The organism is Marinobacterium stanieri (genome assembly GCF_900155945.1).
Taxonomy (GTDB): Bacteria; Pseudomonadota; Gammaproteobacteria; order Pseudomonadales; family Balneatricaceae; genus Marinobacterium; species Marinobacterium stanieri.
Genome location: NZ_FTMN01000001.1, coordinates 304,340 through 320,924 on the forward strand (window position 1 = coordinate 304,340; position 16,585 = coordinate 320,924).

16 protein-coding genes are annotated in these 16,585 nt (G+C 55.9%); 5 read left to right on the top strand and 11 right to left on the bottom strand.

Annotated features, from left to right (window positions below; translation table 11 throughout):
* Positions 1 to 14: 14 nt before the first annotated feature.
* The 7 genes from cmk to BW956_RS01445 form a co-directional block, all read right to left on the bottom strand.
* A complete protein-coding gene (cmk, locus tag BW956_RS01415; RefSeq protein WP_076460234.1) occupies positions 15 to 707 on the bottom strand; it encodes a (d)CMP kinase in 693 nt (230 codons plus the stop codon).
* Positions 707 to 2,944: a bifunctional prephenate dehydrogenase/3-phosphoshikimate 1-carboxyvinyltransferase gene (locus BW956_RS01420; protein ID WP_076460236.1), complete on the bottom strand. Its 2,238-nt coding sequence runs from the start codon at positions 2,942 to 2,944 to the stop codon at positions 707 to 709. Before BW956_RS01420 ends, cmk begins: the two co-directional genes overlap by 1 nt.
* On the bottom strand, positions 2,938 to 4,041 hold the full coding sequence (gene hisC, locus BW956_RS01425; RefSeq protein ID WP_076460238.1) for a histidinol-phosphate transaminase: 1,104 nt from the start codon (positions 4,039 to 4,041) through the stop codon (positions 2,938 to 2,940). Before hisC ends, BW956_RS01420 begins: the two co-directional genes overlap by 7 nt.
* 30 nt (positions 4,042 to 4,071) lie before the next feature.
* Positions 4,072 to 4,962 (bottom strand): chorismate mutase, encoded by an 891-nt coding sequence (pheA, locus tag BW956_RS01430; protein ID WP_076460240.1) that lies wholly within the window; start codon positions 4,960 to 4,962, stop codon positions 4,072 to 4,074.
* Position 4,963: 1 nt separating this feature from the next.
* On the bottom strand, positions 4,964 to 6,046 hold the full coding sequence (serC, locus tag BW956_RS01435) for a 3-phosphoserine/phosphohydroxythreonine transaminase (RefSeq protein WP_076460241.1): 1,083 nt from the start codon (positions 6,044 to 6,046) through the stop codon (positions 4,964 to 4,966).
* Between the two features lie 26 nt (positions 6,047 to 6,072).
* Entirely contained in the window at positions 6,073 to 8,709 is a 2,637-nt protein-coding gene (gene gyrA, locus BW956_RS01440; RefSeq protein WP_076460243.1) for a DNA gyrase subunit A, read from the bottom strand.
* A 115-nt stretch (positions 8,710 to 8,824) separates the two neighbouring features.
* Positions 8,825 to 10,180, bottom strand: coding sequence for an HDOD domain-containing protein (locus BW956_RS01445; protein WP_010321824.1), 1,356 nt, complete (start codon positions 10,178 to 10,180; stop codon positions 8,825 to 8,827).
* A gap of 100 nt (positions 10,181 to 10,280) precedes the next feature.
* Here BW956_RS01445 and ubiG point away from each other — a divergent pair, with 100 nt between their 5' ends.
* From ubiG to BW956_RS01460, 3 genes are read left to right on the top strand one after another with little or no spacing between them, the layout of a single operon-like run.
* A complete protein-coding gene (gene ubiG / locus BW956_RS01450; RefSeq protein WP_076460244.1) occupies positions 10,281 to 10,997 on the top strand; it encodes a bifunctional 2-polyprenyl-6-hydroxyphenol methylase/3-demethylubiquinol 3-O-methyltransferase UbiG in 717 nt (238 codons plus the stop codon).
* 3 nt (positions 10,998 to 11,000) lie between these two features.
* On the top strand, positions 11,001 to 11,672 hold the full coding sequence (locus tag BW956_RS01455) for an HAD-IA family hydrolase (RefSeq protein WP_076460246.1): 672 nt from the start codon (positions 11,001 to 11,003) through the stop codon (positions 11,670 to 11,672).
* A gap of 33 nt (positions 11,673 to 11,705) precedes the next feature.
* Complete coding sequence (locus BW956_RS01460) at positions 11,706 to 12,461, top strand: YciK family oxidoreductase (RefSeq protein WP_076460247.1); 756 nt, start codon at positions 11,706 to 11,708, stop codon at positions 12,459 to 12,461.
* Positions 12,462 to 12,546: 85 nt separating this feature from the next.
* Here BW956_RS01460 and rluB read toward each other — a convergent pair whose 3' ends face one another.
* The 4 genes from rluB to BW956_RS01480 all read right to left on the bottom strand — a co-directional run bounded on the left by rluB (position 12,547) and on the right by BW956_RS01480 (position 15,535).
* The gene (rluB, locus tag BW956_RS01465) at positions 12,547 to 13,479 is read right to left on the bottom strand and encodes a 23S rRNA pseudouridine(2605) synthase RluB (protein WP_076460249.1); all 933 of its coding nucleotides are present in this window, start codon (positions 13,477 to 13,479) and stop codon (positions 12,547 to 12,549) included.
* Between the two features lie 109 nt (positions 13,480 to 13,588).
* Positions 13,589 to 13,987, bottom strand: a complete 399-nt coding sequence (locus BW956_RS01470; protein ID WP_029510936.1) for an H-NS histone family protein — start codon at positions 13,985 to 13,987, stop codon at positions 13,589 to 13,591.
* Between the two features lie 73 nt (positions 13,988 to 14,060).
* On the bottom strand, positions 14,061 to 14,681 hold the full coding sequence (locus tag BW956_RS01475) for an L-threonylcarbamoyladenylate synthase (protein ID WP_010321831.1): 621 nt from the start codon (positions 14,679 to 14,681) through the stop codon (positions 14,061 to 14,063).
* Positions 14,682 to 14,716: 35 nt separating this feature from the next.
* Positions 14,717 to 15,535: a PHP domain-containing protein gene (locus BW956_RS01480; protein ID WP_244894309.1), complete on the bottom strand. Its 819-nt coding sequence runs from the start codon at positions 15,533 to 15,535 to the stop codon at positions 14,717 to 14,719.
* 98 nt (positions 15,536 to 15,633) lie between these two features.
* Between BW956_RS01480 and BW956_RS01485 the strand changes: the two genes are divergently transcribed.
* Entirely contained in the window at positions 15,634 to 16,185 is a 552-nt protein-coding gene (locus tag BW956_RS01485) for a septation protein A (protein WP_010321833.1), read from the top strand.
* 1 nt (position 16,186) lies between these two features.
* Complete coding sequence (locus tag BW956_RS01490) at positions 16,187 to 16,486, top strand: YciI family protein (protein ID WP_076460253.1); 300 nt, start codon at positions 16,187 to 16,189, stop codon at positions 16,484 to 16,486.
* The last annotated feature ends 99 nt before the right edge of the window (positions 16,487 to 16,585 follow it).

A 16,585-nucleotide genomic window follows, 5' to 3' on the forward strand; every position in this document is an offset into this window, starting at 1 on the left:
CACATGTGGCTACATCAGCGCAGCCCTCTGTGCCTGGCCTCGTCCAGTACAGACTGCAATACATCCTCAATACTCATTGAGGTTGTATCGAGCCTCACAGCATCCGGCGCTGGCTTAAGAGGCGCAACGGCGCGGTTCATATCGCGGTCGTCACGCGCTTTAATATCGCTCAATATATCATCAAGGCTAGCACCGGGCTCCTTGCTAATCAACTGCTTATAACGTCGTTGCGCACGCTCTTCTGCACTGGCATCCAGATAGATTTTCAGCTTGGCTTCAGGAAACACAACGGTGCCCATATCACGCCCATCGGCTACCAGCCCAGGCGCATGGGCAAAATCGCGCTGACGGCTCAGCAAGGCGTCACGAACAGGGCCCAGCGCCGCAACCACGGAAGCGTCCTTGCCAACACGTTCATTGCGGATGGTATGAGTAACTTCCTCACCTTCCAGTACGACCTGAGTCTCGCCATCCTCTTGTGGCTTGAAGCTAACATCCAGATGCGCGGCCAGCACTTCCAGCGCCTCGACATCATCCAGCTCTACGCCATGATGACGCGCGGCAAGCGCCGTCAGACGATAGAGGGCTCCACTATCCAGCAGGTGCCAGTTCAACTCGCGTGCCAGCAAGCGACAGATTGTTCCCTTGCCTGAGCCACTGGGGCCATCAACGGCAATTACTGCAGTATCGTTATTATGGGTGGACATCAGTCCTCCTCCTTATGCACTTTCAATCCCACCCGCTGAGCCTGCTCGACAAAATCTGGGCAGGCAGACAGCAGGCTGCCGCAACGGTCAATCAAACAGGGCTCGCTACAACTGAACCCCAACGCAAGAGCTGCCATACCGGCGCGCAGGGAACCGGCGGCATCAACCTGGCCACCGCTTATGCCTGCTCCGGTCACGACAACTTCGTCCTCGCTCTCTTCAACTTTGATACCCAGGGTCCGTAATAATTCGACGGTACGCCCCACCGGGTCTTCTTCTTTATGCCTGAGTCGGCTCAAGCCGTTAAAACGGCTAACACCTTCCGCCTGGGCCGCAGCCACCAGCAGCAGGGGCAATTCATCCATAGCACGTGACAGCAACTCACCACCCACCTGAACAGCCTGCAAGCGCGATCCGGCCTGAATGTTCAGCTGCGCCACCGGCTCCCCGGCCTGATCGGGTTGCGCATTGACTTCAACCTGCAGCCCCATCTGCTGCAGTACTTCCAGAGCACCCGTTCGGGTCGGGTTCATACCCACAGCATCCAGCTCAAGCTGGCCCTGACCACTACCGGCCACGGCGATACCACAGAGGGCGGCCCAGGATATGTCCCTGGGAATGGCCACACGCGTGGCTGTAAGCGCCCGCGGTGCCTTGATTACCACACCCTGCTCACCGGCTTCGACATCGGCTCCGAACGCAGCCAGCATGCGCTCCGTATGATCACGCGTCAGCACCGGCTCACGAATACGGGTTTCACCAGAGGCCCAAAGTCCGGCGAGCAGGAGCGCCGATTTAACCTGAGCACTGGGCATGGGCAGTGTGTACTCTATCCCCTGTAGCGCCTGCCCACCCTTGATACGCAAGGGGGCACCGCCGGTGTCACTGATTTCGATTTGCGCGCCCATGGCCCGCAGCGGATCGACTACCCGCGTCATATTGCGCTGACTTAGAGCCTCGTCACCAAACAGCTCCGTATCGAAGGGCTGTGCTGCCAGCACACCTGCCAGCAATCGCATGGCCGTAGCCGAGTGCCCCAGATAGAGCGGTCCGGGCGGTGGCTGCAAGCCATTTAGCCCAACACCGTATACTCTGACCTGCCCTTGATGAGGGCCTTCAATCACCACCCCCATATCACGAAGCGCCTGAAGTGTTGCCAGGCTGTCTTCGTTTTCAAGGAATCCGGTGATATCGGTCACGCCTTCAGCCAGCGATGCCAGAATGATGGCGCGCTGTGAAATCGACTTGTCACCGGGCAGGTTGATCTGGCCATCAATTTCATCCGTTCTCTGGGCGCGCAAGCTTACGCCTGCCATATGATCATTCGATGAATAACCGGTTTTATTGATCAAACGGGTGAAATGGTCACGGGCAGACTTGGCGCGGGTGAAGATACCCAGCAGGGTTTCACTGTCACCGCTGTCCACCGCCGCTCGCAGGCGCCCGACACCTGAGGTATAGCGGTCAATCTGCGCCAGAATAGCCTCACGATTGGCGATACAGATGTCATGCCACATGGTGGGATCACTGGCAGCAATGCGGGTGAAGTCGCGAAAACCACCCGCTGCATAGCGGAAGATATCCAGGTTTTCCTCTTCCCGGGCCAGCGTATCCACCAGCGAGAACGCCAACAGGTGAGGCAGATGACTGGTCGCTGCCAGCACCTCATCGTGACGCTCCACTTCCATTTGCAACACTTCCGCACCCACCGCCTGCCAAAGACGCGCCAGTTCCAGGGTGGCATCAGGATCGGTTTCGGGCAGCGGCGTAAGAATCAGTTTGTGACGTTCGAACAGGTCAGCATCCGATGCTCGCACACCACTTTTTTCGGCCCCGGCAATCGGGTGACCCGGAATAAAGGTAGGCGGCAGACGGCCAAAGATTGCACGCGCCGCTGTCACCAGGTTGGTTTTGGTACTGCCAACATCGGTTACAAGTGTCTGCAAACGCAGGTGTGGTTTAATCTCGGCCAGAACCTTTTCCATCGCCTTGACCGGCACGGCCAGTACAATGAGATCCGCCAGCCCAACCTCTGCGGCCAAATCTTCGGCTACGCGGTCAACCACACCCAGGTCCAGCCCAAGGCGGCACTCGTCCGGGTTACGGTCCGCTCCAACGACTTCTTCAACACAGGAGCGGGTTTTCAGTGCCTTGGCAAAAGATCCGCCGATCAGGCCAAGACCTATCACCAGAACACGCTTGATGGGGTACTTCGACAGGGAGGAGTAACTCAGCACGCGAGCACCTGCTTCAAGGCACGCAGGAAACGTTCATTCTCTTCCGGCAAGCCGATGCTGACACGCAGGTGGTCAGGCATCTGGTAACCGCCCAAAGGCCTTACAATCACACCTTCACGCAGCAAAGCCTCGAAAATCGGTAGAGCAGGACGTGCCATATCCACAGTAATGAAGTTGCCATAGGACGGAATAAAGCCAAGCCCCAGAGCCGTCAGCCCCTGCTCCAGATACTTGAGTCCGGAGGTATTCAGCGCCACACTCTTTTGCAGATAATCAGTGTCATCCAGCACCGCCTCTGCTGCCGCCAGCGCCAGCAGAGATACGTTGAAGGGCTGGCGAACGCGATTAAGCAGGTCTGTTATATCGGCACAGGCTGCAGCAAAGCCGACTCGCAGCCCTGCCACCCCCCACGCCTTGGAGAAGGTACGCGTCACAACCAGATTGGCATAATTCGGCAACAGCTCCAGACCATCGGGAAAATCCGTGTCGGTCACATATTCGGTGTAAGCCTCATCCAGCACCACAATCACGCTTTCCGGAACAGCATCCAGAAACGCAACCAGTTCATCCCGTTGCAGAGCTGTACCAGTAGGGTTGTTCGGATTGGCAATGAAAATCAGCCGAGTGCGCTCAGTAATGGCTTCCGCCATCGCCTGCAGGTTATGGCCATATTCGTGTGCAGGTGCGACCACCGCTTTGGCACCGCATGCCTGGGTTACGATGGGATAAACCGCGAAGGCATACTCGGAGAAGACAACTTCGTCATCAGGGTTCAGAAAAGCCCGCGCTATCAGCTCCAGTACATCGTTGGAGCCATTCCCCAGCGTCAGCTGTTCCTGTTCAAGGCCATAGTGCCGGCGCAACGCCTGCTTGAGTCGAAAGCCACTGCTGTCAGGGTAACGAGCGGCCTCGCTCATGGCGGCCTCAACCGCCTCTATAGCCTTGGCACTCGGGCCCAACGGGTTTTCGTTACTGGCGAGCTTAATGATATTGCTGATTCCCAGCTCGCGCTCCAGTTCTTCAACCGGCTTGCCAGCCTCGTAGGGATGCAGACCCTGCACCCCGCGTGTTGCCAGTGCCTTCAGATCACAAGACATGTGCAGGCATCCTTCTTCTGTGTAAGGCTTTTAGAGTACAGCCTTGGGGTAGGACCCCAGGAATTTCACGTTGACGTCCAGCTGTTCCAGTTCCCCCATCAACTCGCCGATCTGCGGCTCGGACACATGGCCCTCAAAGTCGATATAAAACAGCGTTTGCCAGTCATGCTCACCACTGCTGCGGGTTTCCAGACGGGTCAGGCTGATATTGCGACGGTGGAAAGGTGCCAGCAGCTCATGCAAGGCACCGGCTTCATCGCGGCACTCCAGCAGCAGTGAAGTCTTGTCTTCGCCACTGGGACCAATGGCATCACGACCAACCACCAGGAACCGCGGACAGCGTGAGGTGGCTTCAGACGAAACCGCCGGCGCCAATTCCACTTCTCCGCAGATATAGAGATCATAACGACGGAACAGGTCCAGTGTGTGGCGAATCAGACCCGCATCCTCGACCTCAATCGGCACCACTGCGTAATGTGCTTCGCTGCTCTGAACCGTTTCAAACACCGCTTCCAGGCTACTCAACACTCGACAATGGGCCGACTGGCCAAAGTGCTTTTGCGCCGCCTGCTGGGTGAAGGTGCCTTCGGGCCCCAGGAATACCACTTCAAGGGGTTCCTCGAGCGCCAGACACACAGACATCACCTCACGGAACAGGCGTGCCACTGTTTTATCTGCCAGCGGGCCCTCGTTGCGCGCCATAACGGCCCGCAACACCTGAGCTTCACGTTCGGGACGATAAAACACTGGCAGCTCATCGCCCTGACGGTAGCGTTCCTTCACCTCCGCGACCGACTGAGCCAGCCGGGCACGGTCATTCAGAAGCTGGTGAATCTGGCGATCGACAGAGTCAATCCCGTCGCGCAGAACCCTCAGCTCTGCTTCCTGTGCATCAGCGGCCGGTGACTGATCTTGACTCATGTTACGCCTGCTCTTTCTCGAAACGCTGCATGAAGTCGATCAGGGCATCTACCGCCGCTTCCGGAACGGCGTTGTAGATACTGGCTCGCATGCCACCCACTGAGCGATGCCCCTTGAGGTTCAGCAACCCTTCGGCTTCCGCCAGCTCCAGGAAACGCGCTTCCAGAGCGGTATCCGCCAGCGTGAACGGCACGTTCATGATGGAGCGGTTATTAACCGCCACCGGGTTGCCATAGAAGTCACTGCCATCAATCGCGGCATAGAGCTTGGCAGCCTTGCGACGGTTGATCTCGGCAATCGCCTGAACACCGCCCTGGCGCTTGATCCACTGGAACACCAGACCGGCCAGATACCAGCCAAAGGTCGGTGGGGTGTTGTTCATGGAATCGGCATCCGCATGGATCTTGTAGTCGTACATGCTGGGCGTGCCTGCCAATGTCTGGCCGATCAGGTCTTCACGCACGATGACAACCGTCAGGCCTGCCGGACCGATATTTTTCTGGGCGCCTGCATAAATCAGGCCAAAGCGGCTGACATCAACCGGTGCGGACAGGATGTCCGACGACATGTCAGCGACCAGCGGCACATCGCCGGCATCCGGGATGTAATCAAACTCGACACCGCCAATGGTTTCGTTGGTGGTGTAGTGCAGGTAGGCCGCTTTCGGGTCCAGCTGCAGTTCGGACTGAACCGGCGCCGAGGTGAAATTGTTGGCTTCAACGCTGGCAGCAACATTGACGTTGCAGTAACGCTGAGCTTCCTTGATCGCTTTCTTGGACCAGATACCGGTATTGATGTAATCGGCAGACTCGGCACCGCGCAGCAGGTTCATAGGTACCATGGCGAATTGCGCCGTGGCACCGCCCTGCAGGAACAGCACCTTATAGTTATCCGGGATCTGCATCAGCTCGCGCAGATCCTGTTCAGCCTGGGTGGCAACCCCTACATACTCGGCACTGCGATGGCTCATCTCCATGATGGAGAGGCCTTCGCCATGCCAGTCCAGCAGCTCCGCCTGAGCCTGTTGCAACACTTCTTCCGGCAGTGCGGCAGGACCGGCACTGAAGTTAAATTTGCGTGTCATGTCAGTTTCGCGTCCAAACTTAATAATCAGTCTTCAGTAGAATCGGCTTCGCCAGCATCGCCCTCGGTGGCCGCGCCCGCTTCAGTGCTTTCAACCTCAGCACCCTCAACTTCAGCGCCTTCGCTTTCGTCCTCTTCGGGCTCTTCGATACGCGCGATACCGACCAGCGCTTCCTCTTCAGCCAGGCGAATCAGCATGACGCCCTGGGTATTTCGGCCCAGGCTGGAGATTTCACTACTGCGCGTACGCACCAGGGTGCCACGGTTACTGATCAGCATGACGTCATCACCATCAAACACCTGAACAGCACCTGCCAACTGGCCGTTACGGTCGGTGCACTGCATGGCAATTACACCCTGACCACCACGCCCACGCAGCGGGAATTCGTCCACACGAGTCTTCTTGCCATAGCCATGCTCGGATGCGGTGAGTACCTCACCACCCTCCTGAGGCACGATCAGGGAGATCACGCGTGCATCTTCTTCCATCTTCACACCACGAACACCGCGAGCGGTTCGACCCATGGCACGGACATCGTTCTCATTGAAACGGATCGCCTTGCCGGCACTGGTCACCAGCATGACATCATCCTGACCGTTGGTCAGAGTGGCGCCGATCAGGCGGTCGCCCTCAACGATATCCAGCGCAATCAGACCTGTGCTACGCGGACGCGAGAAGGCATCCAGCGGCGTTTTCTTGACCGTACCGTTGGCAGTTGCCATGAAGACGAAGCGGTCCGGATCAAACTCTTTCACCGGCAGGATGGTGCTGATCCATTCGTCTTCAGCCAACGGCAGGATGTTGATCACCGGACGACCACGTGAAGCACGGCTGGCCGGCGGAATCTCGTACACCTTGAGCCAGTAAACCTTGCCCATGTTGGTGAAGCAAAGCACGGTATCGTGCGTATTGGCGATCAGCAGATGTTCGATGAAGTCTTCATCCTTCATCGCTGTTGCCGACTTGCCCTTACCGCCACGACGCTGGGCCTGGTAATCGGTCAACGGCTGAGTCTTGGCGTAACCCGCGTGGGAAATGGTAACCACCATATCCTCTTCGTTGATCAGGTCCGCCACTGTCAGATCCTGCATGGACGCCTGAATTTCGGTGCGACGTTCATCCGCGTACTCGGCGACGACCTCATCCAGCTCCTCGCGAATCACTTCCATCAGGCGCTCGTAAGAGCCCAGGATGTGCAGCAATTCCGCAATCTTCTCCAGCAGCTCACGGTACTCACCGATCAGCTTTTCATGCTCCAGACCGGTCAAGCGGTGCAGTCGCAGGTCCAGAATCGCCTGCGCCTGAACCGGCGACAGGTGATAATGGCCGTCATGCATACCGTACTGGGGCTCAAGGTCTTCCGGACGGCAGGCATGTTCGCCGGCGCGCTCCAGCATGTCGGTCACATCACCCGGCTCCCAGGCCGTTTCCAGCAGACGTTCCTTGGCTTCTGCGGGTGTGGGCGACTGCTTGATCATCTCGATCACGGCGTCAATATTGGCCAGCGCAATGGCCAGGCCTTCCAACACATGGCCACGCTCACGTGCCTTGCGCAGTTCATAGACGGTACGGCGTGTAACCACTTCACGGCGGTGGCGAACAAAGCATTCCAGAATCGATTTAAGATCCAGAATCTTGGGCTGACCATCAACCAGGGCCACCATGTTGATACCGAACACGCTCTGCAGCTGTGTCTGGCTGAACAGGTTGTTGATGATCACCTCGGGCACTTCACCGCGACGCAGCTCGATCACGATGCGCATACCATCCTTATCGGATTCGTCACGCAGCTCGCTGATGCCTTCGATCTTCTTCTCTTTCACCAGATCAGCGATCTTTTCAATCAGACGCGCCTTGTTGAGCTGGTATGGAATTTCGGTGATCACCAGGACCGGGCGCCCGTTTTTCGGATGCTCTTCCACGTGATGACGGGCACGCACGTAGATACGGCCGCGGCCGGTGCGATAGGCCTGCAGGATACCTGCACGGCCATTGATGATGCCGCCGGTGGGGAAGTCCGGACCCGGGATGCACTCCATCAGCTCATCGATGCTGATATCCGGGTTGTCGATAAGTGCGATACAGCCACTGACCACCTCACCCAGGTTGTGGGGCGGAATATTGGTCGCCATGCCCACAGCGATACCGGCAGAGCCGTTCAGCAGCAGGTTGGGCAAGCGAGTGGGGAGGACTGCGGGAATTTTCTGGGTTCCGTCGTAGTTGTCGACGAAATCCACGGTTTCCTTATCCAGGTCCGCCAGCATCTGGTGCGAGATCTTCGCCATGCGGATCTCGGTATAACGCATGGCCGCTGCGGAATCGCCGTCAACGGAACCAAAGTTACCCTGACCATCCACCAGCATGTAACGCATGGAGAAGTCCTGCGCCATACGGACAATGGTGTCATACACGGCACTGTCGCCGTGCGGGTGGTATTTACCGATTACGTCACCCACTACACGCGCCGACTTCAAATACGGCCGGTTCCAGGCGTTGTTAAGTTCGTTCATGGCGAAAAGTACACGCCTATGAACCGGTTTTAGGCCGTCACGCACATCCGGCAGAGCTCGGCCAACGATTACGCTCATGGCGTAATCGAGGTAGGACTGTTTCAGCTCGTCTTCAATATTGACTGGCAGAACTTCTTTGGCTAAATCACCCATTCGCTCAGCTTTCCTTGATCCGGTACCCGAGCACGCCCTGATGGCGCGCCTGTAAACTGCGGGAGTATACCACAGCGCGTCTCATTTCACGCCTACCCGACGCCAATGAGAATGCTTAATCCGATTGTTCCAGCCAGTTTTTCAGCACGACGGGCAGCGCATTGCGCCGTTGCTTCAGGCGCGGTTTAAGAATCTGTTCCCAACAGGTATCTACATCAACGGGTTTCATGCCGAGTACTCGCTGATACTCGCGCACAAAAAGGGCTGTGGTTTCGCGTTTTTGCATTCCATCCAGCACCCACCCCGAGATATACATCAGAGCTGCCGGTATCAATTGATCCTGCGGCAGACGCGCCGGCATGGCGAACTCAGGGTAATGCTGCACTTCGATTGCACGCCAAACGGCTTCAGGCAACTGCCAGTCTTTCAGCAGTCTCGCCCCGACCACCCCTGGGTGGACCTGCCGGATGACACCCTTAAAGGAAGGATTCTGACGCACCAGCAAGGCAATCACCACACGCCCCAGGTCATGCAGGAGCGCAATGGTGCTCACCTCGGCCGGGCGCCCTTTTCCTGTTGCCTGTGCCAGGGCAAAGGCGATGTGCGACAGCATCAGGGCACGCTGGTAGCTGTTCCGGAACTGCTCATTATCCGGCAATGACTTGCGCAAGCTCTCAGCCATAATGATCTGGTACACCCCTTCAAACCCGAGCAGACTCACGGCCTGGGATGCGTCCGTCACACTTTGCCCGAGGCTGTAGGCAGGCGAGTTGATCGCCTTGAGCAACTGCGCTGTCAGTGCGGGGTCCTGATGCACCAGCTCGGCGACCTGAGCATGGGTGCTGTTTTCATCCGTCAGCGTCCTCAGCAACTCAACACTTGCCAGCGGCAGACGTGGAATACGCTTGACCACTTGAGTGACGGCATCCGATTCGGCGAATTGCACTTCTCCGGTTTCCATGGAACGAAACAGCGCATCTGACAACTGCAGATAACGTGCCTCAGCCTTATCGGCTGCAGCAAACAGGGCCGCATTTGCCTGCGCAGCAAACGCCTGCCCCTGACGCAACAACAGGGTCTGAGTACTGTCCTGCAACTGGCTCAACGCCGATTCAGACAGGCACAGCAGCACACTTCTCTCCTGAACATGCAAGCGCGCAAGCAAAGGACAGCCTGACGCCATACAGCTCACAACCTGTCCTGCACCAAGCTCCAGCGGATTCGCATTTTCGCTGATATCCAGATGAACACGACCGCTCTGCACCAGCAGCAATATGTTGGAGCCTCTGCTTTCCATGGCCGCAAGCGCCTGTGCCACCGACGCACCGGCCTCCAGGGTCAAATGACGCGCCTGATTGATCAGTTCAACCTGAGCCGATTCGCCCAGACCAAACGACACTCCCTTGTCGCTCTCTTGCACAGCCTTCTGTTCATCAGCCTGCGCACCGTTGCGCTTCCAGAAACCGATCATGCCTTCTCCTCGATACATCCATGGGCCCGGTTGATTTCCGCGCCTCTGACCAATAGTGATAGAATGCGCTCATTCGAATTCTGGAGCAAAGGCAGAGATCATGAAACAGGATGCCGGGCTGAACCTGGACCCAACCGAGATTGCCAAATTTGAAGAACTGGCGAGCCGCTGGTGGGACCGCAACAGCGAATTCAAACCTCTGCACGATATCAACCCGCTCAGGGTCGACTTCATTGACCGTATCGGCAGCCTGGCAGGCAAGAAAACCCTTGATGTCGGCTGCGGCGGCGGCATCCTTTCCGAAGCCATGGCCCAGCGCGGAGCTGAAGTAACCGGTATCGACATGGGCGAAGCCCCACTGAAGGTTGCCAAGCTGCACGGGCTGGAGAGCGGTGTGCAGATCAATTACCGCCAAATTACAGTGGAAGCCCTGGCTGAAGAAATGCCCGGAAGCTTCGACCTGGTCACCTGCATGGAAATGATGGAACACGTGCCAGATCCTGCCTCGGTGGTAAATGCCTGCGCACGCCTGCTTAAACCGGGCGGCCGCCTGTTTTTGTCCACCCTGAACCGCAACCCGAAAAGCTACCTTTTCGCCATTCTTGGGGCTGAGCGACTACTCAAGCTGGTTCCGGCTGGCACACATGACTTCAATAAATTCATCCGACCGGCGGAGCTTGGCGGCTGGGTACGCGCTGCGGGGCTGGAGACATTGGAAATGACCGGGCTGGTATACAACCCGATCACCAAGATATATCGCCTTGACCCCGAAGATGTGGACGTCAACTACATGCTGGCCTGCCAGAAGGGCGAATAACTCATGAGCCCTCAAAGCGCCATTCTGTTTGATCTGGACGGCACACTGCTGGATACCGCCCGAGACTTTCACGGCATCATCAATCGCATGCTGGCTCAGCACGGCCGCCCATCGATCAGCTATGACAGCCTGAGAACCCAGGTCTCCAATGGCGCTCGCGCCATGGTTCGCCATGCATTCGAGCTCGAGCAGGACCACCCCGAGTTTGCCGCTTTACACCAGCAGCTTCTGGATGATTACGCAGGTACTGATTACCCCGATAGTTGCGCCTTCTCTGGAATAGAAGAACTGGTGGACTGGCTTGAAGCCAGCAAGCACCCCTGGGGCATCGTCACCAACAAGCCTGAGCGCTTCACCCGTCCACTGCTGCAACAGGTGGGGCTGGGCCATTGTCAGTGCATCATCTGTCCTGAACAGGTAAAACAGACCAAGCCGGATCCGGAAGGACTGGTGCTCGCCTGCGAGATACTGGGTAGCCGCCCCGAAGACAGCATCTATGTGGGCGACCATATCCGCGATATCGAAGCAGGCAGAGCCGCTGGCATGAAAACCATTGCCGCTGCCTGGGGCTACCTGAACGAGGGCGAATCCTGCTCGGACTGGAACGCTGATTATATCTGCGCGCAAGCCGAAGACCTGCGCCCCCTGCTACACTCAATTTTACAAGCACACTGAACTGCTTCACCGACTGTTGTTAAGGAGTCAAGGATGTTTCACTACAGCGCCCGCACCTATTTGCTGCAGGACCGCATTATATTGGTCACCGGTGCCGGAGACGGCATAGGTCGCGCTGCGGCTCTGGCATATGCAGCCCATGGCGCCACCGTCATCCTGCTGGGCCGCACTCTGGAAAAACTGGAAGCGGTCTATGACGAAATCGAGGCGGCAGGACACCCGCAGCCCGCCATCGTCCCGATGAACCTGGATTCCGCGACCGAGCATGATTACATCGAGCTGAGCAACAAGCTCTATGACGAGTTCGGCCGCCTGGATGGCGTGTTGCATAACGCCAGCCTGCTGGGCATGCGTACACCACTGGAAAACTATGACCCCATCACCTGGGACCAGGTCATGCGCGTTAACGTGAATGCGCCCTTCCTGATGACTCAGACCCTGCTGCCGCTGATGCAACACTCAGGCGATGCTTCCATCGTCTTCACTTCATCAGGCGTTGGCCGCAAAGGGCGCGCTTACTGGGGCGCTTATGCGGTTTCCAAGTTTGCCACCGAAGGCATGATGGAAGTACTCGCAGATGAGCTGGATAATTCGCCCAACATTCGTGTTAATGCGATCAACCCCGGTGCAACACGCACCAACATGCGTGCCTACGCCTACCCGGCTGAAGATCCGGAAACCAACCCGACACCGGCCGATATCATGCCTCTCTATTTGTACCTGATGGGACCGGATAGCCGTAGCGTCAACGGCAAGTCCCTTGATGCTCAGGGTGAGGGTTCTGCCTGAGCACTAAACAGGATCCACTGCTATAGAGCATTAAAAAAGGAGGCCAAGGCCTCCTTTTTTAATATCGTAACAATCACCGGAAGGCTTAAACGCGACGCCCGCGACGATTGCTAGTATTACGACGCCCGACAGAGCGTGCCTTGCTTTTGGAACGACCAGGCGTACGCGGTTTGGCTTCTTCCGTCTGCCCCTTGATCACTTCCTGACGCACACGCTGACGCTTGTACAGTCGCTCTTCCTTTTCGGACTCGATCGGCGTCGGGCGATGGGTGCGCACCGGCTCCAGATCCACCTCTTTCGACAGGAGGTCGACTTCCTTGGAACCAAGCTCACGCCAGGTACCGACCTTGACATCACTGGGCAGAAAGACCGGGCCGAAGCGTACACGCTTCAAACGGTTCACCTGCATCCCCTGTGACTCCCACAGACGACGCACCTCACGGTTACGGCCTTCCATTACCACACAGTGATACCATTTGTTGGCACCTTCGCCGTCGAAATAACGCACATCGGTAAAGCGCGCCATACCGTCTTCCAGCAGCACGCCTTCCATCAGGCGTGTCAGCATGGCATCTTCAACATCACCCAGCACGCGCACCGCGTACTCACGATCAATCTGCATGGATGGGTGCATCATGCGGTTAGCCAATTCACCATCAGTGGTAAAAATCAGCAAGCCCGTGGTATTGATATCCAAGCGACCAATCGCCACCCAACGCCCCTGTTTCAGCGGCGGAAGGTTATCAAACACCGTCGGACGACCTTCAGGATCATGGCGCGTACACACCTCACCCAAGGGCTTGTTATAAATCAGCACACGGCGTTCTGCCGTTTGCGGGAAAGTCAGCTCGGCCGGCTTGCCATCCACTTTAACTTCGTCATGGGGACCAATACGATCTCCCAGGGTCGCAACCGCGTCGTTTACACTGATACGGCCACTTTCAATCCAACGCTCCATCTCACGACGTGAGCCAATACCGGAGCGCGCCAAAACCTTCTGTAACTTTTCATCGCTCATTTTGACGTCTCTTAATTGACCGCGAATACTGTCACGCGGCTTAATTAGAAATAAAAAAACCTCTTCAGGTTTCCCCAAAGAGGCTTTTCTTAGACGCTATGATGCCCGATCAGTCAGCGGTGGGCAACTGATCTTTGCTGATGCCGTGCTTGTCCATATATTCACGGAAAGCGACCGGGGTACGGCCACGGCCTGACCAGGCGTGCTCTTTACCTTCGGCATCTTCAATAACGTATTTAGCCTTAACGGTTTTACGCGCAGCCGTCGGTTCGATACCTTTTTTGAGTTCGTCCAGATCAACACCGGCTTCTTTCATCAGGCGCTGAATCTGTTCGACTTTCTCTTTTTTAGCCAGCTCAATCTCTTCTTCGCGACGTTTAGTCTCTTCAATTTCGACACGAATATCGTTCAGATCAGCAATCACCTTATCGATTTCAGCCAGGCTCAGCTCGTTGCAGTGCTTGCGAAGAGAGTTTTTGCGCGTCAGCGTCTTAATAAAGTCTGTCATTTTGGTGCCCGTGTTAAATAGATTTTCTTCAATTATCGACATAAAAATGTTTTTTTCAACAACCTGCATCAGGTTATTTGAAAAATTGTGTATCTCCCGCACCTTCACGAGTTACCTGAGGCACTTCTTCGGTCATATTAATGACACTGGTTGCTTCCATGCCGCAATAACCGCCATCAATAATCAGGTCGACCTGGTGCTGCAATAGATCACGCATTTCATAAGGGTCTGTCAAAGGCAATTCTTCACCCGGCATTATGAGTGATGTACTCATAATAGGTTCCCCCAAATAGGAGAGCAGTTCAGCCACAATGGGATTATCCGGCACACGAATACCGATTGTGCGTCGCTTGGGGTGAAGCAGTCGGCGCGGCACCTCGGTGGTTGCCGGCAAGATAAAGGTATAGGCACCCGGCGTGTGCGCTTTCAGCAAGCGAAATGTCTGGTTATCCACCTTGGCATAGGTACTGATAGCCGAAAGATCGTCACAAACGAGGGTAAAGTTGTGCTTATCATCCAGATTTCGGATGCGCTTAATACGATCCACGGCTTTTTTATCGCCCAAGTGGCAGCCAACTGCATATGCACAGTCGGTAGGATAAATAACAACCCCGCCACTTCTGATTATTTCCACCGCCTGCTGAATCAATCGCTTTTGCGGGTTTTCGGGATGTACCTGAAAAAACTGGCTCATAGGGCCTCCTGTATACTCATATTCCGTCATCGTACTCACCCGCCTGCTACCAGTGCATGAATCAGGTGGCGATGTGTTTCAACCCTCGGGAAACGCCCCAGGTGCGTCCAGCGATGTTTGGGGGTATGAAAATCACTGCCTGATGAAACCTGCAGATCATGCTGATCCGCTATCCGCATCAGCAAACCGATCTGCTCCTGGCTAACCCCCGGGTAGGCTATTTCAAAACCATCGACACCCGCCGCTACCATTTCAGCCAATAAAATCCGCAAACGGGAAAACGTCAGATTATATTTGGTAGGGTGAGCCAGCAGTGCATACCCACCGCTTTTCTGCACCTGACTAATGGCCTCTGCCATATCAGGCCACTCGGCTTTGACATCACCCGGCTTACCCTGACCCAGAAAGCGATCAAAAGCTTCGCTCTCACTGCTGACCAATCCTGCTTCCAGCAATGCACGAGCGAAATGCGGCCGCCCAATCTGACCATCACCGGCCAAGGCTCTTGCCTGCTCAAGAAGGTCGTCAGGCAGTCCTTTACCGATTAATTTCTTGGCTATTTTCTCTGCCCTCTGATTACGCAGACATGACAAATGATCCAAATACCCCTTCCAGCCTTTATGGTCAGGATCGATATTCAGACCCAACAGATGGATAACACGCTTATTCCAGCGGCATGTCAGCTCAACTCCCGGGATAAATTTCATGTCAAGACGCTTTGCCGCAGCCGCCGCTTCGGCCTGGCCTGTCAGGGTATCGTGATCAGTCAGTGCCAATAACTGCACCCCGTTTTGAGACGCCAGTTCGACCAGCGCCTGCGGCGACAGCGCACCATCGGATGCGGTACTATGCATGTGCAGATCAAAACAGGGCAGATCTGTACTTTGGGTGTCAGCTTTCATGTATTGAGGCACGCCTTAGTCACAACCTTATCAATCAGATTAGCAGGCCGATGAAACTACTACTCGACTTTCTTCCTGTCATTATATTCTTTGCAGTCTATAAATTCAGTGGCGACATAATTCTGGCAACTGCCGTGCTAATTCCGGCCACGCTGGCCCAGATGGCCTACACCTGGTTCACCACGCATAAAATTGAAAAAATGCAGTTGGTGACACTGGGACTGGTTATTATCCTAGGCGGCGCGACCGTTGCCCTGGATAACAAGGCATTTATTCAATGGAAACCAACCATTGTGAATCTGCTGTTTGCTGCAGCATTCCTCGGCAGCCAATTCATTGGCAAAAAAACGATTGTTGAACGCTTAATGGGGCAAGCCGTTGAGCTGCCCGCTTTCGTCTGGCGTCGACTGAACCTGGCCTGGGTTGCATTTTTTGTACTGATGGCCGCTCTCAACCTGATCGTGGTTTATACCCTGAGCGAAGATGCCTGGGTTAATTTCAAACTGTTTGGCATGCTGGGCTGCACCCTGGTATTTATCCTGGCACAAGGCATCTATATTTCTCGCCATGCGCCCGAGCAAACCGATAGCAAGGAGGAATGACATGTATTACGCAATTATGGCCGAAGATGCTCCCGGCACTCACGATAAACGTATGGCCGCCCGCCCGGACCACCTGGCCCGCGTGGAAGAGCTTAAACAGCAGGGCCGCTTGCTGATCGCCGGGCCCCACCCCGCCATTGATAGCGAAGACCCGGGCCCGGCTGGCTTTACCGGTAGTTTGGTTGTGGCCGAATTTGCATCACTGGAAGATGCCAAGGCCTGGGCGGATGCTGATCCGTATATTTCTGCCGGTGTTTATCAGAAAGTGACAGTAAAACCGTATAAAAAAGTATTGCCTTGAGCTAACATTGAAATCAGTTGGCTCTACATACCACGTAAGCTTTGCTGTCGTGATGGGTACGTGAGATGTTTGGCTGGCGTTAAGGCATTAACAGCTTTA

Excerpts from the sequence above, each read along its gene's own strand:
- ubiG (WP_076460244.1), top strand. The coding sequence starts at position 10,281 with ATGAAACAGGATGCCGGGCTGAACCTGGACCCAACCGAGATTGCCAAA.
- hisC (WP_076460238.1), bottom strand. The coding sequence starts at position 4,041 with ATGTCTTGTGATCTGAAGGCACTGGCAACACGCGGGGTGCAGGGTCTG.
- BW956_RS01475 (WP_010321831.1), bottom strand. The coding sequence starts at position 14,681 with ATGAGCCAGTTTTTTCAGGTACATCCCGAAAACCCGCAAAAGCGATTG.
- BW956_RS01480 (WP_244894309.1), bottom strand. The coding sequence starts at position 15,535 with ATGCATAGTACCGCATCCGATGGTGCGCTGTCGCCGCAGGCGCTGGTC.
- cmk (WP_076460234.1), bottom strand. The coding sequence starts at position 707 with ATGTCCACCCATAATAACGATACTGCAGTAATTGCCGTTGATGGCCCC.
- BW956_RS01460 (WP_076460247.1), top strand. The coding sequence starts at position 11,706 with ATGTTTCACTACAGCGCCCGCACCTATTTGCTGCAGGACCGCATTATA.
- BW956_RS01445 (WP_010321824.1), bottom strand. The coding sequence starts at position 10,180 with ATGATCGGTTTCTGGAAGCGCAACGGTGCGCAGGCTGATGAACAGAAG.
- BW956_RS01470 (WP_029510936.1), bottom strand. The coding sequence starts at position 13,987 with ATGACAGACTTTATTAAGACGCTGACGCGCAAAAACTCTCTTCGCAAG.
- gyrA (WP_076460243.1), bottom strand. The coding sequence starts at position 8,709 with ATGGGTGATTTAGCCAAAGAAGTTCTGCCAGTCAATATTGAAGACGAG.
- serC (WP_076460241.1), bottom strand. The coding sequence starts at position 6,046 with ATGACACGCAAATTTAACTTCAGTGCCGGTCCTGCCGCACTGCCGGAA.
- BW956_RS01490 (WP_076460253.1), top strand. The coding sequence starts at position 16,187 with ATGTATTACGCAATTATGGCCGAAGATGCTCCCGGCACTCACGATAAA.
- BW956_RS01485 (WP_010321833.1), top strand. The coding sequence starts at position 15,634 with ATGAAACTACTACTCGACTTTCTTCCTGTCATTATATTCTTTGCAGTC.
- rluB (WP_076460249.1), bottom strand. The coding sequence starts at position 13,479 with ATGAGCGATGAAAAGTTACAGAAGGTTTTGGCGCGCTCCGGTATTGGC.
- BW956_RS01455 (WP_076460246.1), top strand. The coding sequence starts at position 11,001 with ATGAGCCCTCAAAGCGCCATTCTGTTTGATCTGGACGGCACACTGCTG.
- pheA (WP_076460240.1), bottom strand. The coding sequence starts at position 4,962 with ATGAGTCAAGATCAGTCACCGGCCGCTGATGCACAGGAAGCAGAGCTG.